12 protein-coding genes are annotated in these 10,705 nt (G+C 56.7%); all 12 read right to left on the minus strand.

Going from position 1 to position 10,705, the window contains the following annotated elements; translation table 11 throughout:
- Positions 1 to 2,285: virulence-associated E family protein (locus QMF38_RS08805; protein ID WP_281759198.1), on the minus strand; the 2,285-nt coding region annotated here is incomplete at its 3' end.
- 7 nt (positions 2,286 to 2,292) lie between these two features.
- On the minus strand, positions 2,293 to 2,586 hold the full coding sequence (locus QMF38_RS08810; RefSeq protein WP_281759199.1) for a DUF4406 domain-containing protein: 294 nt from the start codon (positions 2,584 to 2,586) through the stop codon (positions 2,293 to 2,295).
- A 115-nt stretch (positions 2,587 to 2,701) separates the two neighbouring features.
- Positions 2,702 to 2,902 (minus strand): hypothetical protein, encoded by a 201-nt coding sequence (locus tag QMF38_RS08815; RefSeq protein ID WP_281759200.1) that lies wholly within the window; start codon positions 2,900 to 2,902, stop codon positions 2,702 to 2,704.
- A 16-nt stretch (positions 2,903 to 2,918) separates the two neighbouring features.
- Complete coding sequence (locus QMF38_RS08820) at positions 2,919 to 3,695, minus strand: nucleoside triphosphate pyrophosphohydrolase family protein (protein WP_281759201.1); 777 nt, start codon at positions 3,693 to 3,695, stop codon at positions 2,919 to 2,921.
- Positions 3,696 to 3,968: 273 nt separating this feature from the next.
- Positions 3,969 to 5,051, minus strand: coding sequence for a hypothetical protein (locus tag QMF38_RS08825; RefSeq protein ID WP_281759202.1), 1,083 nt, complete (start codon positions 5,049 to 5,051; stop codon positions 3,969 to 3,971).
- A gap of 1 nt (position 5,052) precedes the next feature.
- Positions 5,053 to 5,619, minus strand: a complete 567-nt coding sequence (locus QMF38_RS08830; protein ID WP_281759203.1) for a DUF3310 domain-containing protein — start codon at positions 5,617 to 5,619, stop codon at positions 5,053 to 5,055.
- A 192-nt stretch (positions 5,620 to 5,811) separates the two neighbouring features.
- Positions 5,812 to 7,770 (minus strand): DNA polymerase, encoded by a 1,959-nt coding sequence (locus tag QMF38_RS08835; RefSeq protein ID WP_281759204.1) that lies wholly within the window; start codon positions 7,768 to 7,770, stop codon positions 5,812 to 5,814.
- 57 nt (positions 7,771 to 7,827) lie between these two features.
- Complete coding sequence (locus QMF38_RS08840) at positions 7,828 to 8,418, minus strand: DUF2815 family protein (RefSeq protein WP_281759205.1); 591 nt, start codon at positions 8,416 to 8,418, stop codon at positions 7,828 to 7,830.
- 23 nt (positions 8,419 to 8,441) lie between these two features.
- Positions 8,442 to 9,635, minus strand: a complete 1,194-nt coding sequence (locus QMF38_RS08845) for a DUF2800 domain-containing protein (protein ID WP_281759206.1) — start codon at positions 9,633 to 9,635, stop codon at positions 8,442 to 8,444.
- The gene (locus QMF38_RS08850) at positions 9,632 to 10,141 is read right to left on the minus strand and encodes a hypothetical protein (RefSeq protein ID WP_281759207.1); all 510 of its coding nucleotides are present in this window, start codon (positions 10,139 to 10,141) and stop codon (positions 9,632 to 9,634) included. Before QMF38_RS08850 ends, QMF38_RS08845 begins: the two co-directional genes overlap by 4 nt.
- 24 nt (positions 10,142 to 10,165) lie before the next feature.
- The gene (locus tag QMF38_RS08855; RefSeq protein ID WP_281759208.1) at positions 10,166 to 10,426 is read right to left on the minus strand and encodes a hypothetical protein; all 261 of its coding nucleotides are present in this window, start codon (positions 10,424 to 10,426) and stop codon (positions 10,166 to 10,168) included.
- Positions 10,366 to 10,686: a hypothetical protein gene (locus QMF38_RS08860; protein ID WP_281759209.1), complete on the minus strand. Its 321-nt coding sequence runs from the start codon at positions 10,684 to 10,686 to the stop codon at positions 10,366 to 10,368. Before QMF38_RS08860 ends, QMF38_RS08855 begins: the two co-directional genes overlap by 61 nt.
- Positions 10,687 to 10,705 lie beyond the last annotated feature (19 nt).

A 10,705-nucleotide genomic window follows, 5' to 3' on the forward strand; every position in this document is an offset into this window, starting at 1 on the left:
CGTTCCCTCCATCCAGGTATGCGTCGCAGGATGTCACAAATTTCACGGGCTTCCCATGGGCGCATAGAGCCTTTTTTATTCCCAAGGCACTCTACCCACACTTGTGACGCACAAACGCGATTCCGCAATTGTCCGGACGATTCTTCTCCCCATTCGTCCTCGACTGGCGTTTCCAGCCACTCCTGGATGAGACCGATCCGTGGATCATCCTCCATGTGTAGCCCTTGCACGATGGCTGCCTGACGGTCTATGTCGGGGGACAGTGTGAGCTCTTCACCATTTCGGTACAACGTGACGACTTCGGCCCATATCTGACCAATTTCATACTCCGTCAAATCGGTAAATACGCTTTTTGTGCGTTTCTCTGGATCAACGGCAACCGGCCAAAAACGTCGATTTCCTGTTGGGTCCTTTAAGAAATTCCAGTTGTTCGTCGTTCCAAAGAACACGCATTTGCGCGGAAAGTCCGTTACAACGCGATCATAGGCAACTCGGTATTTGTCTGAACGCTTGGTAATGAACTGCTTGATCTCGTCCACTTCGGCCTTCGACATCGCCGCTAGCTCGCCGAATTCGAAAATCCACGCCGATTGCAGGTGTTCCCCCGCCTCCTTGGTGTCAAACGTCTTCAGCGAGTCACTGAACCATCGCTGCGCCAGCATCTGAATGATGGTACTCTTGCCGGCTCCCTGCGGCCCCACCAATACAAGCATGTAGTCGAATTTGCACCCTGGCTCATAAAGGCGTTTGACAGCTGCAAGCAGCATTTTTCGCGTGACCTCATGCACGTATGGGGTATCATCCGCGCCCAAATAGTCCACGAAGATCTTGTCTACCCTCGGCTTACCGTCCCATTCTTGTGCCTCCAGATACTCCAAAATCGGATGAAATCGATTGGCGTGCGCGACTTCCGTAAACGCATTTTGGATGACGCTGCTGGACTTGATCTCATATCGCTTCCCGAACCAATGCAGTAGACGCCTATCGTCGGAAGCCAACCACGGTTCATAGTCCTCGTTAGGGCGTTCTCGTTTCCGCCATGGCAAGTCCTTACGGATCACTTCGGTGTTGCCAAAAGCGTCATACGCCAATGTCCCAGCCCATGCTCCGTGGGATAGGATGATCTCTACGTTGCTGGATGTCGGCAGTGGCAGACCGGTCTTCTCATTTTTCTTCAGGAGGTCGATCCAGCTGTCATCCTCCGGGTCATCTGATTCGCCGGTTGCTGCCACCTCGGAGGCGAAATCCTGCGACAGTTCCGCAAGCCTCTCGCGCGCCACACGGCTGTCGTTCACCGCGAATGCGAGCATGGCGGTGTAACTGGGCAGCTTCGTGATGTTCGTCTTCTCACTCGCCCGGTCGTCGAGATGGCCGAATTTATGTATCCGCACCAGATCAAACGCATTCACCTCGCGACCGCTCACGGGGTCGCTCTCGTGATGCGAGTAGGCGAACGTGTCATCGTCGTACACCACAAGGCCCCCGTGACCGGTTGAGCCGATATGCGTGTAACGAGTTAAACTGTCGTCCACCGGCTCATAGACGTCCGGGAGAAACTCGGCGATGGCCTCAGAGATGGAGTAACAACGACAGAACGCGCCGACGACGCCCTGCTTAGCTCTCGGGTCTTCCATGCGCTTCGCCGTCTGTCTGAGTACCTTGTCATCTGCGTGCCTCGGCCACTGGAGCGGGTCGCGCCAGTCGTCGTATTCAGCCAGCAGTGAATCAACCGACAGCGGCTCCCCCTCGAATATCTCGAGCACCGGCTCCGCGTCCTTGCTGCAGCTCGGCAGGTACATGAGCCGATGCACGTCAAACGTCGTCTTGTCGAAGTACGCCATGCCGATTTGCTCGGCGACCTTTCGGCTGACGGCCGCGTACTCGTCCGGGCTCATGTTGCGGTCGGGGAGCACGATGAGACGGTATTTCGGCTTCGTCGGCCGGTGGCTGTGTGTCGAGTAAATCACGTACGCTGTACCGGCCAGCACCAGGTCGGCCGCGAACAAGAAATCGTCGTCCGCGTGATCCACATCGAGCGTTATGAGACTGCGCGTGTCGATGTTCTCCTTCTTGCGCCTGCCACCGCGGACAAGGCCCCCCACAAAGGCGGGGCCGTCCTTGATTTTGCCCCTGGCGATATTGCTCATCTTGTCGTACTGTGCCATCGTCTCGGCTGTACGCCGGACCTTGTGGAGCTTGTCCACAAACTCATCCCACGTCAGGAACTCAGGCTTCCAGTTCGTATCGGCGCGGTGCTTGCCAAAGCTGATATCCAGTTCCCGCATGTACTTCTCACCGTCCGTCCTCCAAAAACGTCGTCGGCATCCCCAGCTGTTGTGCGATCACGTACTCTAACCGCGCGCCTTGGGACTGCTGCCACCCCGGCAGCATTACGACAGCATCGGCATCGAGGAGCATTCGAAGCGCCCGGCGCATGTACTGCTCCCACGTCCACCCTTCCGGCGCTCCCTCCGCTGGATTGATCGGTTCGTCCCCTTGTTGTCGGATGGCATCCGCCGCACGAAAGAACGCCGGGAAGTTGTATTCCGGTAGCCCCGACATGGGCCCAGATATGTAGACTTTCATCAGATCCACCTCTTTGCATGTTTTTCGTAAAATGGGTATCATATTGGTGCAAGGTAGGGCAGCACACGTGGCTGTCGTGGCCGCCAGCGTAGGTGGAGCTGGCGGCATTGTTGTGTCATGCGCCTGCAATGACGAGTCGTGCCCCGTAATAGCGCCAAAAACAGTCCACGTCGCAGAACAGAACATCGTCGTTGCTCGCGATCACCTCATCGCCTGCGTGGATGTCCGCTTCACACTGTTCACATCGGCAGATGATCTTCGGTTCCGGCGGCTCAGCTGTGATGTATTCGTCGATGATGTGGCTCAGGTCTTGCATCCATACGACCTCCCTATCAATACCTCCGGCCGCCGTGCCGGTACGCTCGTGTCTTGTTTTTCGCCATCTTGGTCAATAACGCGCCAGCTAGGTCGATACCGTGTGCTGCGGCCGTATCAAACGTCCGAATCACCACATCCGCGAGCTCTTCGGCGACATTGTCAACCCCTTCGCCTTTACGGTCTGCCTCCAGCGCCTCGCTCACCTCGCTATGGATGAGCGCCAAGTGGATGGGCAGTGGCGTATCGGTCTCATGCCAACCTTTGCTGCGAGCTGTGACGTGCACGTCTTCGATGAGTGCTTCCAAGACGGTCCGCGCGATGTCTTCGTGGCAGACGAGTGTGAAGGTGAGCGGATGTGTCGACGTGTCGTGCTCTGTGGTCTGCGACGCTGCCGTATGCGCCTCGGTCTCGACCTCCACGGTTGGCGCTGCCTCATCCAACACCTCGATGATCTCGCCTCGTAGCGCATCCAGCTCGGCTTCTTCTGCTTTCAGGTCCCGCAGTCCCCATCGGTCGAGCGCGAGATAGCCCTGACTGGTCGAATTGAAGAGCCCTTTGAGTGCCTGTGACCGCGTTTCGCCGTCCAGTCGACGCTGGAGATATTCCTCGCGGGTCGGTGCCGGCTTCGCTGCTGCGGCTTTCTTGCCATATCGCTCTTCGAGATAGCTCTGCATCTCGTCTTGACTCATTTGGTACACCACCATATCGCCGGGTCTTTTGGCGGCACGTTCCCGGTCCGCCAGCGGGACCGGGGTACCGGTGATTGTGTTGTAGTAAGCGCGACGCGTCATGGCTTGTCCACCACGTGCTTTCGTGAACTTGTTTTGCCTTGATTCGGATGCCGGAGCACGTACTCGAGTACATGCACCTGCGCACCGTCGCTGTAGGTCAGCTCGACTACTGTAGGCAGTCCTCTGTGCATCTTGAGAGGTTTGGCCTCGATGATTTTGATGCTTTCAGTAGATGACACTGGGATGATAGGCTTAGACGCGGGACGCAATACCCGTGTCGTAATCTCCTTGTCATTAACGATCGCCTTGTACGTCCTTGTAGACATGCCGCTTTCACCTCATCAGAATGGGTGACACAAGTGCTTTGCGGTGCCCCTGCTGCAACAAAAAAGGGCTGTCGGATCCGTAAAATACAAAGGATGGGTCGTCCGCGAGTTGTTCGATGGCGTCCTTTAGATAGTGGGCGTTGAGACGGATGCTGATCGACCCATTAGTCACAAAAGGAAGTTCCTTACGAACTTCACTGCCGAGCATGCGTGCCGAGATGACTGCGGTATCGCCACTGCCCTCGAGAAGGATTTGTCCCTCCGTGTTGCGAGTGTTCTTGAGCTCTCGCTTGTTCAACTTGTATAAAGTAAGTACCTCATCTAAAGCGTCTAGCCATGCTTGACAGTTCTGTAGTGCTCCTTCAGCTTTCGGCATAGTCGGGAATACTCGCTGCACGTCTGGATAGGTGCCGTGGATGCGTCGGATGGCCATCTTCTGTCCGTTGGCCCGGTACCAGATGTAGTCGTCGTTCCACCCCATGTACGCCCCGCTTTTGTCGAACAACCTGTGAAGAGTTGCGGCGTAGGTCGCAGGCAGAATCAGATCTTGTGGCCAGGACACATTAAGCGTCGCCCAGTACGCGCGTAGACCATCGGTCGAAAAGAGGGCATCCCCTCGGTGGTAGATACCCGTCAACACGGGGCGGCTTTCGGTTTTTGCCGCGGATATCGCCGCCCGCTCGAGCGCGTGGAAGTAGTCCGCGTCGCAGTTGATAACTTCGCTCGCTGCCTCTGGCGGTTCACCTGGGAAGTCGTCGGGTAGTACGGCTGGTACGAGCGCCATGGCGCCGATTTTGGGCTGGACGCCCAACACCAACGTCGTGGGCGCTTTCGCGCTAAGCAATACGTCGCGATGGAAGACTGCGGACACCGGTGTCGGGATGTGCATGTCCGGCACGTATATCGTGCGACGGTAGTACATCTCGCTGCTCGCTGCCTCGAGGGTAAGGTCGTTGCCCTCAGCGGTTACGCGCACATGCTCGTACGCGACAAATGATGAGCGCTTTGGCGTGAGACGCGCTACAGTTTTGAGCGCGTCGACAACGGGTTTGGTAACTTGAATCGTCACTTTTTCTGACGTTGTGGTCATGTCAATTCCCCTTTCCTTCAATCACGCGTTGGATGTACCAGACAGCCTTTTGCAGGTCTTCTCTGCCGCCCTTGTGCTGATACCTAGACAGGTACTTGAGCGCGTTTCCAATGCAGTAACCCTCGAAACGCTCTGCGCCAAGTTTGGCTTCAATGAAGTCAATGGTCTCGATGCCGCCTGTGAGATAGTGGCTTGGATGGTTGACAGGGTCGTTGGGCTTGTCCGGAACTGTATCCTTCGGTGCGGACCATCGATCCAATGTCTCGACGAGCGCCGTAGCTGCAGCCGCAATTTCTACCGCTTTGCGGCGTACGTTCGCGTAATCGCCTTTGACCGCCTGACCCAGCAGTTCGCTGTATTTGTCGTACAAAACGCCATAGAGGTGGCCTGGGTCTTGCTCATCCCACAGCTGGTCTTGGTGAGCTCGTTCTGCCGCTATTTCGCGAAGCGCTGTATATCTGGCGCGGGGCATTCCGGCGAACGGTTCGAGTTCACTTCGCAGGCGTTTGATCTCGTCCTGAGTCCGTTGGATCGACTCAAGCGTGGTTTGCCATAGTTGACTACTCATAATAGTCAGTCCTCCCACTGAAATTCCGTCATGAATCATCCCGCGTTCAGCGGCAGTTCAATCTCAATCGACTGCAGGTTGTCGAGCCAGAAGCTCTCTCGATACCCTAAATCGAGCATCACTATCGATCCACCGCCACCACGCGCATACCGACGGTAATCGCTTCGTCATCCTCTAAGTACGCCACTCGAGTCAGTCCTTTCGATAAAACTCCGTGACGAATCCGTCCGCCCTCAGCGGCAGCCCCGGAGCCCACGGGATCGGTTGGTCCATGATCGACGTCACGGCGTCGAGGTCGGCACGCTCTTTCGGTACGTCCAGCACGACTTCGTCGTGGACGTGCATTACGATGTCGTATCCTGCTTCGTCCAGGCGCGTCATGCTCACAGCCAGGCAGTCCCGCGCGATGGCTTGCACAAGATTCTCGACCAGGCGCCCCCCGTATGTGCGATGTGACATCCACTTTTTCTTGACCTGGTCCATTCCGTCGTACACCAGACCGTCCTTGTCGAAGTTCGGATCCGGTTTGATCCGTGGGCTGACGTACGCGAGACTTCGCCCGCTCGGTAAGTCGGCAAACAGCACTCCGGCTTCGTAGCGGTACTGCACACCATGCGCGAGCTTGACGGTTGTTTTTTCCCTCACTGCCGTAATGGCAGCGTCCTCAGCCGCAAACCAAAGCCTGACGATGTTGGGGTTGGCTTCGCGCCACTGCTTGACGAGACGCGGATATTCGTCCGGGTTGATCTCCTTCTTTGAGTCCATGACCGCGAGGGCGTTGGGGCCGCCTTGATATCCACAGGCCAACGTCGCTACTTTACCTTTCGCCCGCAGTGCGTAGTTCGGATGGCCTTTGACGATGGTCTCGAACGGCACCTTAAACATCTGGGACGCGGTGGCCTCGTAGATTTTGCCGTGTCCTCGGAAGACGTCCAGTACCCATTGCTCGTCGGCCAGCCAAGCGATGACGCGCGCCTCGATGGCGCTGAAGTCGGCGACTACGAGCAGGTTTCCCGGGCTCGGCACAAAAGCTGTGCGGATAAGCTGACTGAGCACAAACGGTGGCGGCCCGAACAACAACTCGAGCAGTTCAAAATCACCGTTCTTCAGCACATCTCGTGCAACGAATAGGTCCTCGAGCTTGTTTTGGGGCAGGTTTTGGACTTGTATCAACCTACCTGCCCATCGCCACGTCCGATTGGCCCCGCAGAACTGGAGAAGTCCCCGCGCCCGTTCGTCGGCGCACATGCTGCGCGCCATGGCGTGGTACTTGTCTACGCTGGTCTTGCTCATCTCCTGCCGCAACTCGAGCACTCGGCGCGTCTCCTCGTCTGGCGCTGCGTCGAGGAGTGCCGGCATCTGATCTTTGCCCAGTCCATCCGGCGTCTCTAGCCCGCGTTCAGCCAGCCAGGCTTTCAACTGTGCGAGACTATTCGGGTTGTCCAATTCAGTCAGTTCCCGTGCCTCTTGTTCCAGCCGGCTCCGATACTGGTCATCACACGCGATCGCCTGCCGAAACAGTTCTGGATCCAGCCGTACGCCCCGGTCGTTAATCCGTTGGTCGAGCGCCCAGAGTTGCCACTCGTGATTAGGCAACGGGAAGCGGCTCAGCTTCTTGCGGATTTCGCGCTCCACGACGACGTCCTGCATGTTGTAAGCCTTGTACGTTTCCCACTTCTCCGGGTCGTGGCGCGGGTAGTTACGTGTGCGCTCCCCGTTCGCCTTGGTCGGCTTGCAGGGCATCGAAAAGTACTTGATCAAGTTTTTACCGCGAGCATCCTTTTGCGCCTCGAGCTTCAATCTTTGAGCAACACCGTCCAAATGCCCTGGGAGACCTAGCGCCAGAGCGTGTACAGCCGTGCATCGCCATTGAGATGGATCGCAGTAAATGTCAAAGTGCTTGCCTATGGTCACCCGCTCGAAATTTGCGTTGAATGCGGTCTTGAGCACACCCGGATGCGTAAGATCTTGAAAAACTTGTTCGGGCAATGGTTCTCCACTTGCCAAATCCACCACGTGCACCGGTTCGTCGTCGTAGGCATACGCGAAGAGGAGAATCTCGAAGTCGGGGGCTTCGACATACCGATACACGCCGCACTGTTTCAGATCCACGCTGGAATACGTTTCGACGTCAATCGTCATGACTTTCACGGGAAGGTACTCCCTTCATGAGCAGGGGACAGTAAGACCGTCCCCTGCTCGCCGAACTTACGCCAGAAAATCTTCATCGCCATAATCATCGAGATCGTCGAACTCCTCATCCGCGAAATCCTGCTCGACGCTCGGTGTTCCGGCCAACCGTTCACCATCTTGAACCTTGACGATGTTGTTGAGCCCAGCACCGATCCCCTTGCTCTGGTTGTCATAGAGATAGAAGTTGAGACTCACCCTGGCGTAGCAACCGCTGTAAACTTCTGTACTATCCGTGATCTCTTGAAACTTTGTCTTCCCATTCGCGTCCTTGCCCGCAGGTTTGGCGATACCCGGCTTCGTGTTGGAGTAGGCATTGATGAAATAGTGGCCCGCGTAATTGGGATCGTCCGGTCGTTCCTCGTCTCCGTCGTGCAAGGGAAACTTGAAATTCGCCGGCAGTTTCCCGCGATACCTAGCTTCTGCTTCCGCCTTCAGGGCATCGATGATGGCCTTATACTTGCGCAGCGTCTCTTTATCGGACTTTGGGATCAAAATCGCGCAGCTGTATTTGAGGTTTCCGTTGTTATCGGGGCGAGGCTCCCAAATATTCGCGTACGAGAGACGAACCTTTCCAGTAATCAACTTGGTCGAAATGTCTTTTGCCACTTGCGTATCCCCTTTCTTTCAAGTCACGCGTCGAAATGTTCATCTGCAAAATCATCAGCGATGCTGTTCAACTCGGGACGCGGATCTGTTTCCGGCACCAAAGTGGGTGCACCCGGAGGCTTGTCCACGATGTCATGGAGCAAATCCTGAAGTCGTCCCTTGCCGAGAAGCTTCTCTAGCTTCCCGACGCCTAGCAGCGAGCGCGGTGCTATGGTGTCCGGGTCGTATCCTGCATCCACCAATCGACGTGTAGCTTCGGTCGCATCGGTAATTTTGCGGTTGCTCCGCCCCTCGACCAGCTTCCACTGCGGAATCCGGTGGCCTTGTTTGGCCTGTTCGAACGCATACTCTTCCACGTCTTTCGCCCACTCCTTGAGCTGTTGAGCGACGAACAGGATCGAGCCTATCTCCTCATCGCTCAGAAGCGCTGGATCACGAAACTCGTAGGTGAGAGTTTTCATGTTCTCCTCCGCACGCGCTCGACATGTTGCCTTGACCTTGCACCATCGACAGTGTTCGCCCGGTTTGAAATTGCCCTCTCCGGCGAAGGCCAGAGCGGCAGCAGGTTTGACCACGTTGTCCGCCCATTCAAGCAACTCCTGGACTGAGACGGTATCCTCTGTGATCCGATCCAATCGGACTTGAGCAATCACCAAACGTACTTCCTGAATGTCGTACAGCCAATTGTAGGCCGCCCATGCGCCAAGGCCGTACAAGCGAATCTGCGGATTGCCTACCGCACTTACCGGGACGCCTACCCCGTACTTGAGGTCGATCACGGTCAACGTGCCGTCCGCGATGATGATGACGTCCCCGGTCCCGTAGCCTTCAGGGACCCATTCGCTGAAGTCCAATTGCTCCTCCAGGAGAAGCACTGCGTCGACTGAACGGGACTTGGCGCGAAGAAATTCCTCCTCGACAAACGTGACGTATGTCTGTATAGTCTCTTCCATCTCTTTGTCGTAAAACTCGTTGGCTTGAATGGTCTTTAGCCTTGCGTCGAGTTCATCTCGCATCTGCGCGTCGCAGACTGTGAGTCGCTGGCGGAGTTTCACTTCCGCCAATTCGTGCGCGCATGTCCCCCGCTCTGCGTCCGGACTGCGTCTATCGGGTACCCCCTCCTGCAACCGAGCACTAGGTGGGCAGTTGATCCATTGGGCTGCCTTAGAAGCGCTCAGGAGGGCATGTGAACGTTCAGCATGTGTTGCCTGGCTCATAGCGCCTCCAACCGTGCAAGGAAGTCAGCCCGCTTGTCCTCTGGGACTTCCGAGATGGACCGGCTCCCAAATTCGTTGAGCAGTTCCTTAATCGCCTTTTTGCCCTCGGGCGTTGCTCCCTTCGTCTGCGCGACAGCTCGCAGCTCGACAACAGAAGGGATATCGCCGGACGATTCAGGCGCGGCAGGCGTATCGACCTCGGTCTCCGGTTGCTGCGCAGTTCCCTGTTCGACTTCCTCCTCCGCGGCGTCCGAGTCCATGTGCTCGACATCAGCTCTGCGCCGACCGCGTGTTTGCGTAGTTTGCGTGCTGTCAGCAGCAGGCGCCTTTGCCCTGAGGTTTTGCATCGCCTTGTCCGCGACGATCTGGGCCGTCTGGTGCGCAGTGGATTGATCGGTCAAGGTCTTCACAGTTGCCGTGGATGACTGAGTGCCTTGGATCGCGTTCGCGAGTGCGACAATTGCGGCGTTTTCGACAATTGGGTTGTCGATGGTAATCGTGATCATGTACACATCCTCCTTGTTTCGCAGTTACCGCGTGACTGCCCGAGCTTGTTTTGCCTCGGCGAGCAGCTTGTCCAGCCAGCGCTGGATGGTAGCTTCGGGATTGGTGACAGCTATGTCTTTCGGCGTCAGGACGCCCTTGTCAAATTCCCTCGTGTATCCACCATTGGCGTCGATGTGCACAAGGCATTTGTGCTTGCCGACCTTGACTACACGTCCACAGCAACCTACCGAGTGCTGGGCGTGCGTGCCGATGATGACGGGTTGTCCAACATAGAACTTGTGCATGCCTGTCCCTCCAATCGCTCGATTTCGTCGAGCAGTTTGATCACAACCTTGGCTGGGAATCGCAGCCCCCAGTGGCCATAGCGGTGCACCAGGTCGCGCACATCGGCCACCGTGACGCCGTCCCAGATGTCTGAGGACACAGGGGCTGGCGCGGGCACAGGCACGTCTGGTACACTGATGGTGGTGGTTTGTGTACCTGTGCTCCGGTTCCCGTTGCCGCGGGAACCTTTTTTCCGTTTGCCCCTGCGTCGATTGCCCATGTGGGTCACCTCCTTTCAG

This window comes from Alicyclobacillus hesperidum subsp. aegles, assembly GCF_027923525.1.
Classification (GTDB): domain Bacteria; phylum Bacillota; class Bacilli; order Alicyclobacillales; family Alicyclobacillaceae; genus Alicyclobacillus; species Alicyclobacillus aegles.